We start from the raw sequence: 17,590 nt of genomic DNA, 5'->3' as shown, positions 1-17,590 counted from the left end.
AGGCTTTTTTATTTCATATCAAAAAGTTATTGAAACGCTTTCATTATTTTCTCTCAATTCATGAAATGTATATATTAGCCTTACATAATATGTTATACTTCTTACTAATATTAGAAATATTATGGGGGTAAAAGGAGGAAAATAAATGCAACGTCAACGAACAATCGGCGTCTTAACTCCTTTTCTAGGTGGAAATTATTATACAGATGTAATCGAAGGCATTCAAGTTGCTGCTAGGAAACTTGATGTGAATTTAATTGTAATTCGAACAGGCGGTAAGTACTTTGATGTTCCAATTGGAATGGAAAGAGTAGATGGTTGGTTAGTTGTTAATTTCGCAGTTGAAGATCATTTTTTGAAGCAGTTAGAAGAAGTATATAAAAAACCTGTTGTAACGGTTGCCAAAGATATTCGAAAGTTGAATATGAATAGTGGGATGGTCGTTGTAAATAATAAGCAGGCTGCTAAAGAAGCGATTTTCCATTTACATAAACATGGTCATACGAAAATCGGTTACTTAGGAAGTATGAACATGGACGATATGAAATATCGATATGAAGGTTATTTGTCAGCTATGAACGAACTAGGCTTAGAAGTTCGTTCTAATTATATATTTGATTCTGATAATATGAGCGTAATCGGTGGTAAACAAATGGCCGAGAAGATTATTAAAGAAAAATTCCCGATAACAGCTGCCTTAGTAAGTACGGGTATGTGCGTGTTTGGCATGATAGATAGATTACTTGAAAAAGGATATCGTGTACCAGAAGATATTGCTTTAATCGGTTTTGATAATTCTACTACTGCGCGTTACTCTGAAGTACCTATTACAAGCATCCAACAAAATTTAGATCTTGTATTGATGAGAGCAGTGGAAAATTTAGTGAATCGTATAGATCAACCTCAACCATTTAAACTAGATGTTATTGATTGTACACTTATTACACGTAAATCATGTGGTTGTGACGACGGGGATGTTAGTGAAGTTAAAGAGATCAAAGAGAATAAAAATAGTAAAGAGAGTACTACAGTACAATTCGAATATGTGAATCACATTAACGCTCTTCGCAATGAAAATAATGTAAACTATGAATTTAACAGATATATTTTAAGTTACCAATTTAAGAGGATTCGAGATATTGCTGATTTACTAGAAAATTATTTTAATTGGGGTTCAATTACAGGGCAACAAGGTTATAACACTCAGGGCCAACCTCATCTTGTAATGAAAGAATATTTTAATTTTACCACTCGGAAAAATGAATTAAAACATATTAATCTGAAGGAATATGATACACTTCCCGCTAACCCTCCAATATTTTCATCACAACAACTGAAATCAGATAATGAGGTTGTCTATGTACTTCCTTATCGACTAACACAAAATAATTGGAGCTTACTTTCGTTTGGTACATCTCATAGTAAGACAGAGCAGCGTTTTTCTGAATATATGAGAATAGTACATCTTTTTGATATAGTAGCTAACACATTTGATAGACTTGCATTACTAGATGAATCCGCAACACTTAGGAAACAACATCAAGAGCTGTCTGAACGGCAAGATGTCATTACCCGATTAAGTGATGATATCTTATTTGAAGTGAACTTTGATAAGAAGAAAGTATGGCTGAATCGAAATCTTAGTTTTCAAGTGAAGCCAACAACATTACTAGGCTTAGAAGAATTCGTCCATCCCGATGATGTAAGTCATCTCAAGAAACATTTCTATGAGCATTTTCGTGATAATAAACCATTCTATACAGAATTAAGAATTCAAATTAATAATGGACAATATTACTATGCTATTATTAGCGCTGAAAGTACACGAGATCATATTGGAAATATCCAGAAATTAATTGGTTCAATCCGAGATATATCTAAATTAAGAAATAATAATGATATAGAGGAACTATCAAATGGTCTAGTTAATAGAAGAAGGTTCTACGAGGAAATAAAGCAAGTCATACATGACGGCAGTCGTGAATTTGCATTATGTGTGTTGGACATTGATAATTTTAAGCTAATTAATGATTTATATGGTCATCATGTTGGCGATGATATAATAGAAACACTTTCTGATGTGCTGACACGTTGTATTAGACCAGGCGATCATATAGCTCGTTTTGGTGGAGATGAATTCGTAATCCTATTCCAATATGAGCATGTTGACGAGATTGATGTATTTGCCGCAGAAATATCTGAGTCTATTACAGAGCGAATTGTAGGTATGAATCGTGATATCAACCTATCAGTTAGTGTGGGGATTAGTTTATATCCTAGTGACGGACAAGAATACGATGATTTGTTGAAGAAAGCGGATATTGCATTATATCAAGTGAAACATAACGGTAAAAATAATTTTATGAGATATGAGCCATATATGATTAATTTCCAACAAGATAAGCGTAAGATGGAAAAAATATTACGTGAAGCACTTGCTAATGATCAGTTTATGCTAGTATATCAACCACAAGTGTATGCACGCTCAAAACGTATATATGGGATAGAGGTACTACTTCGCTTGCGGACTGAAAGTGGTGTCATTCTATCTCCAGACAAATTCATTCCTATTGCAGAATCTGTTGGGTTAATTGTTCCTATTGGAGCGTGGGTCATTCGTGCAGCTTGTGTACAAGGGATGGAATGGATTAGACAAGGTTATGACCCGATCAAAATATCGATTAATATTTCGGGGCTACAGTTGAAGTCTATTCAATTTTTGTCCTCAGTAAGAGCTATATTAGAGGAAACAGGGATGAATCCTGCTCATCTGACATTTGAAATTACAGAAACTACGATTATAGATCAATCTCATATTGTATTGAATGTAATTAAAGAGATTAGAAAAATTGGTATATCCGTAGCAATAGATGATTTTGGTATTAGTTATTCATCATTATCTGTATTGAAAAACTTCCCGATTGAAATTTTGAAGATTGATAAAAGTTTTGTACGGGAAATGGTAACTGATGATAAGGGATATAAAATTGTAAATGCAATAATAAATATTGCAAAAAGCCTTGATTTACGTATCGTTGCTGAGGGTGTAGAAGACAGCACACAATTAGAGTTATTAGACGAATTAGGTTGTCATTACATTCAAGGGTATTATATTAGTAGACCAATCAGCAAAGAGGAGATTGTTCATTTTCTACCTAATAAATCCGTATTATTAAATATGTTGTACAACCAAGAGCAGAAGGATGGAGCAAGCTAGAATGATAATTGGCATAGGTCATGATATGACGGAACTTTCGCGTTTAAGAAAGATACTAACAGGAGAGCTCAGTGAGAAGTTTTTACGTCGTATTTTTACCGAACTTGAATTCGAGGAGCTAGGTAATACAGTAGGTGAGTTACGTAAAGTTGAATATGTTGCAGGTCGTTTTGCTGTGAAAGAAGCAGTAAGTAAAGCTTTTGGCTGTGGAATTGGATCCAAGCTATCATTCCATGATATTCAAGTGATGCGTAGTAGTAATGGAAAGCCAACTTGCACAGTTTCATCAACAGCAATTGAAGCGTTAGGCTACTTAAACATGAATCTAGAAATTCATGTATCCATAACACATGAGCGAGAACTTGCTTCAGCGTTTGTCGTTGTTGAACATAGACTGTAATATATAAGGGGTACATTAGAAGACGATCTTCTAGTGTACCCCTTACAAATTGTTAAGACGTTATTGATTAGATAACCAAGTTGCTAATGAATTGATTTCTTGTTCAGATAGAACATCTTTAAACGCTGGCATGATACTTCCACCATTCGTAATCGTTGCAACAATATCTTCATTGCTACTTGATACATAGATATGTTGTAAATTAGTTCGCTCTCCCATTTTTCCAGAAAGATCAGTAGCATGACAGTTAATACATCGAGCTTTATAAATCGATTGTACATCACTTGAAGCAGATGAAAGTGAAATAGGATCGGAAGTTTGTTGCTCCCCATTTGAAGGAGTAGAACTCGGATTTGAAGATTGTGACCCTCCACATGCAGTTAGAAAATAACTAATGCCAATTATGGCACAAACTACAGAAATAATAGTAATTGCTGGTTTCATTACTAACCTCCTTAAATTTTTCATGTCCTCTTAGAAGTACCTGGGAAGCATAGCTTTACTAGAAATGATATAATAAATAAAATGAAAGTCTGCTTTTTGAGCTACCTTATATAGATTATAGTTGAATACTAGTGCAATAAGACAAGGGAAGGTAGTACATTACATGACAATATTAACTGTTGAACAGAAAAAAGAAAAATACGGAATAGACTTACTAGAGTGGTATTTTCATATACAGCGCGATTTACCTTGGCGGAAAAATCATGATCCGTATCGCATTTGGGTATCAGAGATTATGTTACAACAGACTAGAGTAGATACAGTAATCCCTTATTATAATACATTTATGGAGAAGTTTCCTACTGTCCGAGCGTTAGCAGAGGCACCGGAAGATGAAGTGTTAAAATGCTGGGAAGGATTAGGATACTATTCTCGCGCTCGAAATTTACAAGCGGGGGCACGTATGGTCATGGAACAATATAATGGTCAAGTGCCAACAAATGTGGAGGAAGTAGCTAAGTTGAAAGGTGTAGGGCCTTACACTTGTGGCGCTATAATGAGTATAGCTTACAATGAACCTATACCTGCAGTAGATGGCAATGTTATGCGTGTCTTATCACGATTTTTCTTGCTTGAAGATGATATTGCAAAAGCATCTACAAGAACTAATATAGAAAAATTAGTTGTAACGATGATTCCAGAGGGCAAAGCACGTTATTTCAATCAAGCACTAATGGAGCTTGGAGCTCTAATCTGTTCCCCAAAATCGCCTAGTTGTCTAATTTGTCCAGTTATGGAGCATTGCGAAGCAAGAATACAAGGTAGAGAACTAGAAATACCGATTAAGACAAAAGCTAAAAAAGCTAGAGTTGAGCATAGAGTTGCTGCAATAGTTGAAGGAACTGGAGAGAATGAGGGCAAGATTCTTATTCGTCAACGTCCTGCTGAAGGATTACTTGCTGGGATGTGGGAATTACCACATGTACTTATTGATGAGAGTAGTGCCTCGCCATTATTTATATCCGAACCGAAAGAACAGCCTGTACTAGGTGAAGCTATCTCGTCAGCAATTTATACGGACCAGAAGCTGCTTGTACGACCATATGAATGGTACAGTGACGAAGAGCATATTTTTAGTCATATTCGTTGGAAGATGCGTTTCTACAAGGCAGATATGGATGAGAGTTCTTTAGTATCACAGATAGAGGGGAATTCAGAAGCAGCACAGATGCATTCAGATCAGATCAATTCAGCACAGTGGAATCCTGAACATCAGGTAGCAGAACAAAGTGAACAGTACACGAGCAACGCGGTTTTAGAGCGTGAATATCGATTTATTAGTGAAGCAGATATGAAAACTCTTCCGTTTCCCAATTTATTTTTGAAAGTCATTCAGCAATATTGGGTACAGAAAGGTGAATGATAATATGAGATCAGAATTGCTTAACGAACTATTAGATCATAAAATAATTGCAATATTAAGAGGTATCGAAGATTCCTATGCAATGTCTACAGGTCAGGCAATTGTCGATGGTGGCGTTAAATTTATGGAGATTACGATGAATACAGAAGGTGCGACACAAATGATTCATCAATGGCGTACAATGTTTGATGGTGTTGCCTATGTTGGTGCAGGAACTGTTATTGATGTTGATCATGCGAAGCGAGCCGTTGCTGCTGGTGCTCAATTTCTTATTTCACCTAATCTAGATCTTGAAGTTGTTCAATATGCACAGCAGCACAATATACCGATTTGGCCAGGGGTAATGACACCAACTGAGATTATTCAAGCAATGAAGGCAGGCGTGGAAGCAATTAAATTATTTCCGATGGCTTCGCTAGGTTTGAATTATCTAAGCGAGATTCGTGGCCCAATTAATGATGTGCCTATTATTGCTACTGGTGGTGTTAATTACAATAATTTTAGGCAATACTTTGAAGCAGGTGCTAATGCCGTTGGCATGGGAACGAAACTAGTTAATTTGGAAAATGCTAAATTGGGTAAGTTTGATGATATTACGAAGCAGGTAAAATCCTTTTCTTCGCTTGCTGCCACATTATAACTTCAAGATATTGTAAGCAAAGTGTTCATGCTACCAACTTTAGCATAGCATATTATTAAGTCATAGGATCAAGAGAGTATTGTTGATCGTGCTCATACAGCGAGTATTCAACTCAAGATTGAGGAGGGAGATGCTTATGAGAAAACTATTCGGAGTAGTCGTAATTATCGCAATTGCGATTGGCTGCTACCAATGGTTTGAGCAAAATGCCGATAAAGACTGGAAACAGCAAGTTACAACTACGATCCAAGCGACAGTCGATGACACAGCATTACTTATTAAGGATGGTCTTAAAGTAGATACATCTTCATCTTCTAGTAGCGAAGGTCAAGAGAAACTCTCATCTGATGATAATGAAAGAATCGTGCAATATATAGCGAATGAACTTGCAAAAGGTCGTACGGAAATTGCTATTACCATTCGAGGTAATGGTGATGACATTCAGAATCAATTTGCTAGTTGGCTTCAGCAAGCTATGGATGTAGATGATTACGTCAAATATACGATGGCATCATACGGTTATACTATGAGTAGTGGCTTGGCACGATCCGAGGTAACCATAAGGGTAGATTACAGAGAAAGTCATGAGATGAGTGCGGAAGTTACTAGTTATGTAAAACAGGTTATTGATGTACTAGAGTTAGATCAACATTCTGAATTTGAGCAAGTAAAATTAATCCATGATTGGATTGTGACACATGTCCAATACGATCAGAGTTTAACGAAGTATACTGCGTATGAAGCGATTACTGAGGGTACAACAGTATGCCAAGGTTATGCTTTATTAGGTTATCGTTTCTTTAGTGAGGCTGGTTTTGACGTTAGAATTGTTGAAGGTAGTGTTAATACTGGAGAGCATGCTTGGAACTTAGTGAAAATCGATGGGCAATGGTATCAAATTGATCTCACATGGGATGATCCAATTGGTCAAGCAGCAGATGAAGTATCCTATAAATATTTTTTGGTTAGTGATACACAGTTAGCACAAGACCATGTATGGGAAGCTAATTATCCAATCGCGACGATGAGCTACCAACAATTACTGAATGAGCAACTTGCTAAAGCGGATCCTTCTTCGGAAGCTTATACTGCAATTCAACAATCAAGAGAGCAATTAGGATACCACATGGAAGATTCAAGTAATACGATAGAGAGCTATGATCAGCTGAAAGCTATGGTCAAGAATGCTGTAGGGAAAAATGAGACGGAGTTACAATTTCGCTATACGGGTGGAGATCAATTGGTCGATGACACCAATAAAGCTTTTAAATCATTGAACAAGAGTCTTTCTTACCGGATAAGTTATCAAGAATGGAACAAAGTTGGAGATTTACTTGTCACTATTACGATTGAATATAAATAATTGATCGACGATAGTATGTGAATCTGTAATTCGCCTCAAACGATATCAGTTAAAGTTAACGAAAAAGATCGACTAACGATTTATACGTAGTCGATCTTTATATATATATGGGCAAAATCCTTATAGTTTTTACTGTTGTTCTTTTTGTCTTGCAGCAGTCATTTGCTGCCATACTGATCCAGCTGCTTCTTCTCCGCGCTCTATACGTTCAATTGCGATCTTAGCTTGCAATTGAATTTCAAATTCTGGATCATTGGCCGCTACTTGTAATGCATCCAATGCTCGTTCATCTCCAACTTCGTATAAGAAGCGGGCTGCGCGCCAACGAACAAGTTTGTTTTTGTCAGCTAAAGCGACGATCATCGGCTCTATCGCACCAACATCACCTAGGTCAGACAATGTATCTCCAGCAGTTCTACGAACAGATGGAGAACTGTCAGCCAGTGCTTTGTATAACAAGGACATCGCTTCTTCTGTTTTTAGATCACCAAGTAATATAACAGCATGTCTTCTTATCGAAGCATTACTATCTGCTAATGCTTTTTGTAACACTTCGACTGCATCTTCATCTATTACATAACGTTCAAAGGCGGCATAGCGTACTTGCCACTCTTCTTCAAGTAACTGTTCTAATACTTCTACTCCAGTGAGTGGTAAAGGTCTTACAACCTCTATTGGAGTGTCATCGCCACTACCAATAGCAAGAGAAGCTTCTATAAGGCTTTGAAGTCGTTCACTTGTGTAGCTAGCTTCAAGTTCCTGAACAATTTCAGTAGCGATATCTTCAGGTGCACCATAACGAACACCAAATTCTTCAAGTTTCCGCTCACGAATCATTGACGATCCAGCAGCTTCCGTAACAGCATCCATGAATTTTTGTGGTACAGCAGAACGAACTTCTCCATCGACAGTACGAACTCGTACTTGAATAGGGATCCCACGGAACATTTGTACAAGCACTTGTGCTTCTCCAAAACCTGTTGAACCTTGAGCGATGGCTGCACCTAGATCTTGCTCAGCTTGTAGAATATTTCTAGCTTCAGCAAGGATAGCGGCCCAATCAGCTCCAGGTTTGCGATCAAGTGCAATAAAGTCAACTGTATGAAATAAGCTTCTTACTCCTTTAATCATTAGAAGACTACGATATGGTTCAGACAGTTCATTTGCTTCTTTGGTCGAATAAGTAAGTCTGCGACCTCTAGGTAGTGATTCATCCAAGTTCAACTTCATAGAATTCGGACTAGGTGTAGGTTCAATGGACAACAACTTCATAATTATTCCTCCTAAAACTTTTCATTAACTTCCGAGTGTAACTTCACCAGAATGAAAAGTTAAATTATTTTAAAACTTACTCATATATACTGAAGCGGAGAAAACTAATTGCTAGTGGAAAAGCGATAGCGGTCGTTTTTGTCCTCGGATTTATACCACTATTGCTAATTCCAATAAATCCGAGGACAACTTGCGATTGGAACAGCAATTAGTTTTCGGAGCGGACTCCGATTGGAACAGCAATTGGTTATTGTAGCGACACCCGCATCTCCACTTTAAGAGTATCAGTTATTTATACAATATCAAAATATAGACGTATTAATAAAGCGATTTCCGTAAATTATGAACAATGAATAAGAAAATTCATGGAAAACGGCGTTTTTACAGTTGAGACTATGCTATAATAGTCTGAGATAACGAGAATGATAATGAAGGACGGGATTACGTAATGATTAGTACAAGTGGCATCACGCTACGATTTGGTAAGCGTGCGCTCTTTGAAGATGTTAGTATTAAATTCACTCCTGGTAACTGTTATGGTCTTATCGGCGCTAACGGTGCAGGTAAATCAACTTTCCTTAAAATACTTTCTGGTGAAGTAGAACAGACATCAGGTGATGTTCACATTACACCAGGTGAACGCCTTGCAGTATTGAGTCAGAACCATTATGCATATGATGAATTCCAAGTGCTTGAAACAGTTATTATGGGTCATAAAAAGCTTTACGATGTAATGAAAGAAAAAGATACATTGTATGCTAAGGCTGATTTTACTGATGAAGATGGCATGCGTGCTGGAGAATTAGAAGCAGAATTTGCTGATATGAACGGCTGGGAAGCTGAATCTGAAGCTGCTGAAATGTTGAATGGTCTAGGTATTGGTCCAGATAGTCACTACAAGCAAATGGCTGAACTTGATGGTAGTGAAAAAGTTCGCGTATTGCTTGCACAAGCACTATTTGGTTCACCTAATATTCTGTTGCTGGATGAGCCTACCAACCACCTTGACATTGAATCTATTCGTTGGTTAGAAAACTTCCTAGGAGACTATGAAGGAACTGTAATTGTAGTCAGCCATGACCGTCACTTCCTGAATGAAGTGTGTTCGCATATTGCTGATATCGACTTTGGTAAAATTCAAATGTATGTTGGTAACTATGATTTCTGGTATGAGTCTAGTCAATTGGCTCTTGCTCTTATGCGTAACGAGAATAAGAAAAAAGAAGATAAGATTAAAGAGCTTCAAGCGTTTGTTTTACGTTTCAGTGCGAATAAGTCGAAATCTAAACAAGCAACGTCTCGTAAAAAGGCGCTTGAAAAGATTACACTTGATGATATTCGTCCTTCCAATCGTAAATATCCGTTTATCCAATTCAAAGGTGAACGTGAAGCTGGGAAGCATTTGTTAATGACTGAAGGTCTTACGATCTCAGCTGATGGTGAACAAGTTATTGATAACTTGACGATCGCTATTAACAAAGGCGATAAAATTGCTTTCGTAGGTCCTAACGGCCTTCCGAAAACAGCATTTTTCCAAACGATTTCTGGTGAGCGCGAGCCAGATGCTGGTACATTCTCTTGGGGAGTTACGACAACTCGTAGCTACTTCCCGAAAGATAACTCCGAATACTTCGATAATGTTGATATGAACCTAGTTGAGTGGTTACGTCAGTATTCCAAAGATCCAGACGAAACATTCCTTCGTGGTTTCTTAGGTCGTATGTTATTCTCCGGCGATGAAGCTATGAAGAAAGCAAGTGTGCTTTCAGGGGGAGAAAAAGTTCGTTGTATGCTTTCTAAAATGATGCTTGAAGGTGCTAACGTATTCATTATGGATGAGCCAACGAACCATTTAGACCTTGAATCCATCACAGCTTTAAATAATGGTTTGATGGATACGGATTGTACAATTCTATTTACATCACATGACCATCAGTTCGTTCAAACGGTAGCGAATCGTATTATCGAATTTACCCCTAACGGTGTAATCGATCGTTTAATGTCTTACGATGAGTATCTTGAAAATGCTGAGGTTAAAGAACTTCGTGAAAAAATGTACGGTGGTACTCTTTAATAATAAATAAGCCTCTAATGACCTAGTTATTCTATATCTAGGTTGTCAGAGGCTTTTTTTATGCTTATTTATATAGATGTTGAGGTTTTTAGTGGGACTCACAATGTTGGATTCATCATAACTTGTTGCACTGGGGCATAAAGTTCCGCATTAGGTCAACACTGTTTCTGTAGACCCACATTAGTTGTATCGTGTATGATACGTTAGTGGATTGAAGAACAGATCAGGAGGTATCACGCGTTGACGCAGTATGAGGAAATAAAAGAAGGCGAAAAAGGTGCATGGATTAGCATTGCGTCGTACCTAGTTCTTTCGTCGATTAAACTTATGATAGGTTATACTTTCTTGTCAGGTGCACTAGTTGCGGACGGATATAATAATCTAACAGATATCATTGCTTCAATTGCGGTATTGATTGGATTGAAAATATCGCAGAAACCACCGGACGAAGATCATCCTTATGGACATTTTCGTGCAGAGACGATAGCAGCTCTAGTTGCTTCATTCATTATGGCAACTGTAGGGATTCAAGTACTTATCGATGCAATTCGTACCATGGTTAAAGGTGAATATCATACACCCAATATATTAACTGCTTGGGTTGCCATAGGAGCAGCAATTGTTATGGTAGCAGTATATATGTACAATAATCGACTGGCTCAAAAGATTAACAATCAAGCGTTAAGAGCTGCAGCGAAAGATAATTTATCCGATGCTTTAGTAAGTATTGGCGCTGCGGTCGGTATTTTTGGGGCGCAACTGAATATGCCTTGGTTAGATCCAGTGGCAGCTCTAATCGTAGGTATTATTATCTGTAAAACAGCGTGGGAAATTTTCACAACATCTACACATGCCCTAACCGATGGTATCGATGAGAAAGTACTGAAAAAACTTCATACTACGGTATCAAATACGAAAGGTGTATGTGAGATTACTGATCTGAAGGCACGAGTTCATGGTAATAATGTGCTTGTAGAAGTTAGCGTTCAGGTTGATCCAGAATTATCACTTATTGAGAGTCATACGATATGCGACGAAATCGAACGTAGACTATTCAAAAAACATAATATTCTCAATGTAAATGTGCATGTAGAACCATTAGAAGAAAAGAATAATAATGATGAATATAACATATAAATACAGGAAATAAGATTTAATGGATATAATTTATGATTCAAAAGTAATGGTAAATGCAGGTAATATTTTGAGGGTCCTATAAAATCGGTTCAAAAGTCCTAGTTCTATAACTTTGAAAAAGTAGAGAGTAATGAGAAGGTTCTCACTTTACTAATGTTTATATGCTTCGGGGTAACTATAATAATGAGAATAAGTAAGGGCGTATCTCTTTTGAGATGCGCCCTTTATTAATATTCTCTCACCGTTTAACGACCTATTTTTTGCTCATTTGCAGGTCTACATTTTTAGGCAAGTAGTCAGATGCCTAGTCCTTCCTTTTAATCCTATAATGACATCAACGCTTAACGAGGCGAATACAGCAAGAGGAAGGAAGAATAGCAGAATGAGTTATTCAATCAAATACAAAGTAACAACTGCAGCACTTGCAGTGAGTTTATTCGTAGGAGGTCTGTCTATTACTGCGACTCCTAGCGCATATGCAGCAGAAGTAAGCGCGGTTAATCAACAGGCAGAAGTAACATGGGGAGTTAACATGAGAACTAGTTCTAACTCTAGTAGCTCAGTTATAAGAATGTTATCAAAAGGGGAGACTGTTACTGTTATTGGATTTGCATCTAACGGATGGTTACAAGTTCAAGATAAAAACGGTAAAAAAGGATATATATCCAATGCTAGTAAATATACTGAAGTTGTAGGAAGTTCATCTAACAATTCAGGTTCTAATAGTGGATCTAACAGTGGGTCAAGCTCTAACGGCTCTAATACGGCTACTAGCTCATCTGTAGAAAAAGTAATTGCTGCTGGTATGAAATATTTAGGAACTCCATATGAATATGGTTCTAATCGTAACACGACAACAACTTTTGATTGTTCAGATTTTGTTAGACAAGCCTTTAAGGAAGCATTAGGCATTACTTTACCAGCTGACTCTAGACAACAAGGGACATATGTGAAAAACCTTGGTAAAACAGTAACTAAAATTAGTGATTTGAAACGTGGAGACTTAATGTTCTTCATGTCATCTAAAGGATCAAGTGCTTCTAGTTATGCTGGTATTAATAAATCCACTCAAAGAATTACTCATGTTGGTATTTACTTGGGTGACGGACAAATACTTCATACGTACTCTAATGCTGGAGGCGGCGTAACAACAAGTAAAGTTACAGGGAATAGTTGGGAGTATCGCTTCTTATATGGCGGTAGTGCCTTGAAATAGTAAACATTTCATACTCAAATAGTTCTCCGGAGAGATGCATGGTTATGACGCAGGTCAACTGCCGAATTAGCCATGCATCTTTTTTAATGAAAGAATAATTGAAAAATAAAAAATCAGCATCTACAGTGAGGGGAAATCCCAGTGTAGATGCTGATTTTTTATTAATAAATATAGTATTAAGATTCAATAGTTTGATTGCTATTTTCTTGTAAGGCAGACGCTTTAAGTGCTTTTTTCTTCTGAAGTTGTTTACGAATAAGAATAAAGATAACAATGATCGGTACAGCTATAAGGAAAATATATAGAGATACGTTAGAGACCATAGATTCTGCAGCTTTACCATACATATAGAATAGAACACCTACTACGTAGAATTTAACAGCTCTACCTACTACTGCATAAGCCATTAACTGCCATAACGGATATTTCATTACACCAGATAATATCGTAAATACTTTGAATGGAATGGGAGTAAAAGCACCGATTAATATTGCGCTTGAACCTCGTGTCGTAAAATAATGAGTAGCTTTTTCAATCCATTCAGGTTTTAAAAGACGTTGTAAAATAGCGGCACCAAAAAATCGACCTATTAAGTATCCTACTGGAGTACCAAGCAAACAAGCAATAAAACCTATCGTTGCGAGCCATAATGCTGATTGAGGATGAGCCATACTTAAAGATACCTGGGTAAAAAATGCGGGAATAGGAAAAATTACGGCGTCTAGGAAGGAATGTATAGCTAATCCTAAAGGTCCAAAACTTTCCAAAAATTTAAGAAATGCATCCATCTAAGCGTGCTCCTTTTATTGTGTATCTAACTCTCAACTAATATTTATATTGTTTGGAAAGTAACAATCCTTTATTAGTAAAGTATATTTAGTGTAACATAAATTTGGGACTAATAATCGAATAATAAACAATACGATTTACACAATTATTGGTTTCAAAAAAAACTGTACTACATGAATTGCAGTACAGCCTTCGGACAAGCTTGCGGACTATAAGTATTGTCACGCGTATTTTTAAGTTTTTGTCGATATTCCAATAAAGATTGTTCCTCATGCAGTAATTTGAACCAGCGATCAACGGTATCATTTGAAGTAAGCATTTCCCCAAACCCCATATTTATAAAGTGATCACAATTTTCTTCTTCTTGACCTGGAATTGGTTCATAGAACAACATCGGTAATGCTTTGTTAAATCCTTCTGTGCAAGTCATCCCACCTGGTTTTGTTACTAATAAATCACAGACATCCATTAATTCGTTAATATAAGCAGTAAAGCCAATAATATGTATGTTGTGATGTTGGAATAGTGGATCATCCAACAGTTTTTTTCTCATGTCGTCATTGGAACCTACACAAATGATCAGTTGCGTTGTTTCTCGCCATTTGGTCATATAAGATAAAGCACTATCTTCATGAAGTAATCCCCAACCACCACCCATTATTAATACAGTAGGTAGGTTTTGGAGATGAAAACGAGAACGGATATGATCACGGTCAATAGTTTTCCAAAATTTGGGATGTATAGGTATGCCAGTTACAGATACTTGATTTTCACTTACACCTTTATCAAGTAGTCGTTGTTTTACAATTGTAGTTGAGACTAGATATTGGTTAACCTCTGGATTGACCCAAGAACCATGAGCATCATAATCAGTAATCACTGTAATTAAAGGTGTGTTGATTCGATCTTTTTTCAGACGAGAAATGATCATATTCGGAATAGGATGTGTACATATAATAAGATCTGGCTTTAACTGTCGTACGATTCTTAGTGCTTGTGTATAAAATAATCTATGGAGTGCTAACTTTGCAATTCCGTTCGTTGGTTTACGATAGTTACTTCGATACATCATCCCTACAACTTTCGGTTGCGAACTAACCGTCTTTCGGTAGGCGCTAATGATGAGCGGAGCTACGGTTGGATTGAGAAAGCTACCTAACTCAAATACTTTAGTTGAAAGATCAGGATTAAGTTGTTTTAAGCCTTCACTAAGAGCATGGGCTGCTTGGGTATGGCCAGAACCAAAGCCTTCGGATAGCAGCAATACTCTTTTCTTACTCATAAATTCACCTTCTTTATATCTATCATATTACTTGCCTGCACAATGTTATACAAGTCCAGTTTATTCTGCTTGCTATTCATATCTTCTTCATTTACAGTAATTTTAAATGAAAAGTTGAATATTTTCCGTCCGAAGCGACTTTTCACAAGCAAATGTAATATTAATAATTACATGAAAAGTAGAAGTATATGCTTCCGATGTAACTTTTCATTTGCAATGAAGTGTATCAACAATCTAATGAAAAGTGGTAGGAGGTCCAGAATGGAACAGCAAACAGCATTTGAAATTGGTCAGCTTGTACAAGCAAAGGTACGTACAGGTATTTATATTGGTGAAGTATATGAGATTTATTCTCCACGTCTTGTTGTAAAAATACTTGCGGTTATCAAACATCCAGACCAAGGTGATCTACATAATCCTAATGAGCCTGATGTAGCTATGTTTCATGAACGTAGAGCACTGAGCTACACAGAGAAAACAACAGTCTTACCAAGAGATGTTCAGCCATATAGTGGTTCGATTCCGGATTATAAAGAATCGTTACTTATAGCTGCCAATCAACAGTTGAATCAACTACACAAACTCAATCAATGGACGGGGAAGAGTATGGTCATCCTTAAAGAGCTACTACAAGATTACGAGAGGTAAGGTAGTTCAAAACATCCACTCGTGATCACGCGGTTATGCGCTGTAGATTAGTCGGCGGCGAATATGACACCCATCGAAAGCCTGCGTGTGCTCACGTACCAACAACGTACGCTGTGCTACTCGTTTCCGCTGTGGGTCATCTTCTTGGTGCTGACAAGCGAATGATTTGAACCTCTATTTAATTTGGCAGTTCCAAACCTCCATGAAGAGAAGTACTTCCAAAGCACCCCTTGATAACGCTGACTAGCTTCGTAGCTTACTCGACATTGAATAAGCTACGAAGCTTATTTAATTATTTACAAACACTAGTTTTTGTTTGCCCCAATATTGCACGAATAAGTCTAATCCTGAAGATAAAGCGGCAATTGGTACATAAGTTTTATTTTCTTTACCAATTTTCGATAAAAAGACTGGAGCATCTAATGGATATGATTTACCATTTACAAGATAACTATTAGAACCAACTTTCAATTCTACTACACGATCGTTTAATTTAACAGTTGCTGTTTCTGTTTTATTGCTCCAAGATAGTTCTGCTCCAACTGCAGTTGTAATATCGCGCAATACTAGATAAGTACGACCATTAATAACTTTCGTCGGATACGTACTGACCACGTCTTTACCATTAACGATGACAGATAGTGGATCTCCAGCTTTTCGTGGAGCTGCAGTTTTGTATTCTCCCCATAGCAAGTTACTATAAGCTTCCCCTAATTTTTGATAGCCTGTTGCATTTGGATGTACATCTAATGTTGCGATATCAGTAAGCCCAAGAGCATTACCATCGATTACTGCTGCTGCATCAATATAGTCAATGTGTAACCCTGATTTCTTGAAAGCTTCTATAATAGAATCAAATTCTTTATTCAAGTTAGTTTGTGCACCAACAAGTAATTCTGCCAAATCGGGTGATACTTGAAGATAGGATTCTACACCGTTAAATTTCATTTTAGGTAGAGGTAGATATTGATTTTGGCTAGCGATAACTACGTCAGAATTGAGACTTTGAATAATTGTTAGAATATTAGTCAAATTCTTTTTGTAATTATCAGTAGATGCTTGTAGTTGTGTTACAAGTGCATTTTTTTCATCAGCACTCATAGAAGAGACGCTTTTCGTTAGGTCTAACCCTGCAAGAATATTTAAAAAGTCATTTCCGCCAATAGAAAGTACGATAAGATCAGCACCAGTAATGGATTCATGTAATGCTTTAGTATCTCCAATTATCGTATCCACTCTTGGATCTTTCAATCCTTGTTGCACTTCATTTGCAGTAATATGTTGTTGTTTTTCCATAGCAGTTAACCAGTTCAGTAATCCGCTTGAACGTAATCCCAGTACTCCATAATTTGTATATGTTGCACGATTACCTTGAAACATGGCTTGTTCATAGACGATTTCTCCGAATCCATAAGGTACAGAAGTCGAATCGAACCCTTTTTGGTAACCTGCAGCCAAAGAATCACCTAAAACTACAACATTAAAATTATTTTTTTTCGTTTGTATTTTTCCGTTACTGATCATTGGTTGTTCAGCGTATGCTGAAATAGGTGAAAAGACAGAAAATACAAGTAATAGCGCGGTTAATCCAGCGATAATGACGCTTCCTCTAAAATTTTTAAACTGTAAATTTGTATACATAAAGTACAAATCCCTTCTATTGAATTCCCTTGTATATCAAGGTT

At 36.9% G+C, this 17,590-nt stretch carries 14 protein-coding genes; 9 read left to right on the top strand and 5 right to left on the bottom strand.

Annotated features, from left to right (window positions below; translation table 11 throughout):
- Window positions 1-145: 145 nt before the first annotated feature.
- Complete coding sequence (locus NAG76_01105) at window positions 146-3,217, top strand: EAL domain-containing protein (protein URN94887.1); 3,072 nt, start codon at window positions 146-148, stop codon at window positions 3,215-3,217.
- Between the two features lies 1 nt (window position 3,218).
- Complete coding sequence (acpS, locus tag NAG76_01100) at window positions 3,219-3,617, top strand: holo-ACP synthase (protein ID URN94886.1); 399 nt, start codon at window positions 3,219-3,221, stop codon at window positions 3,615-3,617.
- Window positions 3,618-3,677: 60 nt separating this feature from the next.
- Here the strand turns inward: acpS and NAG76_01095 are convergent, their stop codons facing one another.
- A complete protein-coding gene (locus NAG76_01095) occupies window positions 3,678-4,061 on the bottom strand; it encodes a cytochrome c (GenBank protein ID URN94885.1) in 384 nt (127 codons plus the stop codon).
- Between the two features lie 163 nt (window positions 4,062-4,224).
- On the opposite strand from NAG76_01095, the gene mutY reads away from it, so the two are divergent.
- From mutY to NAG76_01080, 3 genes are all read left to right on the top strand, one after another.
- On the top strand, window positions 4,225-5,484 hold the full coding sequence (gene mutY / locus NAG76_01090) for an A/G-specific adenine glycosylase (GenBank protein URN94884.1): 1,260 nt from the start codon (window positions 4,225-4,227) through the stop codon (window positions 5,482-5,484).
- 4 nt (window positions 5,485-5,488) lie between these two features.
- A complete protein-coding gene (locus NAG76_01085) occupies window positions 5,489-6,124 on the top strand; it encodes a bifunctional 4-hydroxy-2-oxoglutarate aldolase/2-dehydro-3-deoxy-phosphogluconate aldolase (protein ID URN94883.1) in 636 nt (211 codons plus the stop codon).
- Between the two features lie 136 nt (window positions 6,125-6,260).
- Window positions 6,261-7,487, top strand: a complete 1,227-nt coding sequence (locus NAG76_01080; protein ID URN94882.1) for a hypothetical protein — start codon at window positions 6,261-6,263, stop codon at window positions 7,485-7,487.
- 129 nt (window positions 7,488-7,616) lie between these two features.
- On the opposite strand, the gene NAG76_01075 is transcribed toward NAG76_01080, so the two are convergent.
- Window positions 7,617-8,759, bottom strand: coding sequence for a virulence factor (locus NAG76_01075; GenBank protein URN94881.1), 1,143 nt, complete (start codon window positions 8,757-8,759; stop codon window positions 7,617-7,619).
- Window positions 8,760-9,207: 448 nt separating this feature from the next.
- On the opposite strand from NAG76_01075, the gene NAG76_01070 reads away from it, so the two are divergent.
- The 3 genes from NAG76_01070 to NAG76_01060 all read left to right on the top strand — a co-directional run bounded on the left by NAG76_01070 (window position 9,208) and on the right by NAG76_01060 (window position 13,186).
- Entirely contained in the window at window positions 9,208-10,833 is a 1,626-nt protein-coding gene (locus tag NAG76_01070) for an ATP-binding cassette domain-containing protein (protein ID URN94880.1), read from the top strand.
- Window positions 10,834-11,073: 240 nt separating this feature from the next.
- Window positions 11,074-11,970, top strand: a complete 897-nt coding sequence (locus tag NAG76_01065) for a cation diffusion facilitator family transporter (protein ID URN94879.1) — start codon at window positions 11,074-11,076, stop codon at window positions 11,968-11,970.
- Between the two features lie 382 nt (window positions 11,971-12,352).
- Window positions 12,353-13,186 (top strand): C40 family peptidase, encoded by an 834-nt coding sequence (locus NAG76_01060; protein ID URN94878.1) that lies wholly within the window; start codon window positions 12,353-12,355, stop codon window positions 13,184-13,186.
- Between the two features lie 176 nt (window positions 13,187-13,362).
- Here the strand turns inward: NAG76_01060 and NAG76_01055 are convergent, their stop codons facing one another.
- Together NAG76_01055 and NAG76_01050 are read right to left on the bottom strand one after the other, a co-directional pair.
- A complete protein-coding gene (locus NAG76_01055) occupies window positions 13,363-13,974 on the bottom strand; it encodes a VTT domain-containing protein (GenBank protein URN94877.1) in 612 nt (203 codons plus the stop codon).
- Between the two features lie 170 nt (window positions 13,975-14,144).
- Complete coding sequence (locus NAG76_01050; GenBank protein ID URN94876.1) at window positions 14,145-15,257, bottom strand: UDP-N-acetylglucosamine--LPS N-acetylglucosamine transferase; 1,113 nt, start codon at window positions 15,255-15,257, stop codon at window positions 14,145-14,147.
- A gap of 261 nt (window positions 15,258-15,518) precedes the next feature.
- On the opposite strand from NAG76_01050, the gene NAG76_01045 reads away from it, so the two are divergent.
- The gene (locus NAG76_01045) at window positions 15,519-15,905 is read left to right on the top strand and encodes a kinase-associated lipoprotein B (GenBank protein URN94875.1); all 387 of its coding nucleotides are present in this window, start codon (window positions 15,519-15,521) and stop codon (window positions 15,903-15,905) included.
- A 288-nt stretch (window positions 15,906-16,193) separates the two neighbouring features.
- Here the strand turns inward: NAG76_01045 and NAG76_01040 are convergent, their stop codons facing one another.
- Window positions 16,194-17,546, bottom strand: coding sequence for a stalk domain-containing protein (locus tag NAG76_01040; protein URN94874.1), 1,353 nt, complete (start codon window positions 17,544-17,546; stop codon window positions 16,194-16,196).
- Window positions 17,547-17,590 lie beyond the last annotated feature (44 nt).

The organism is Candidatus Pristimantibacillus lignocellulolyticus (assembly GCA_023639215.1).
GTDB classification, from domain to species: Bacteria; Bacillota; Bacilli; order Paenibacillales; family Paenibacillaceae; genus Pristimantibacillus; species Pristimantibacillus lignocellulolyticus.
Note: the sequence above shows the minus strand (reverse complement) of the source record. Positions and strands in the feature narration are given on the sequence as shown.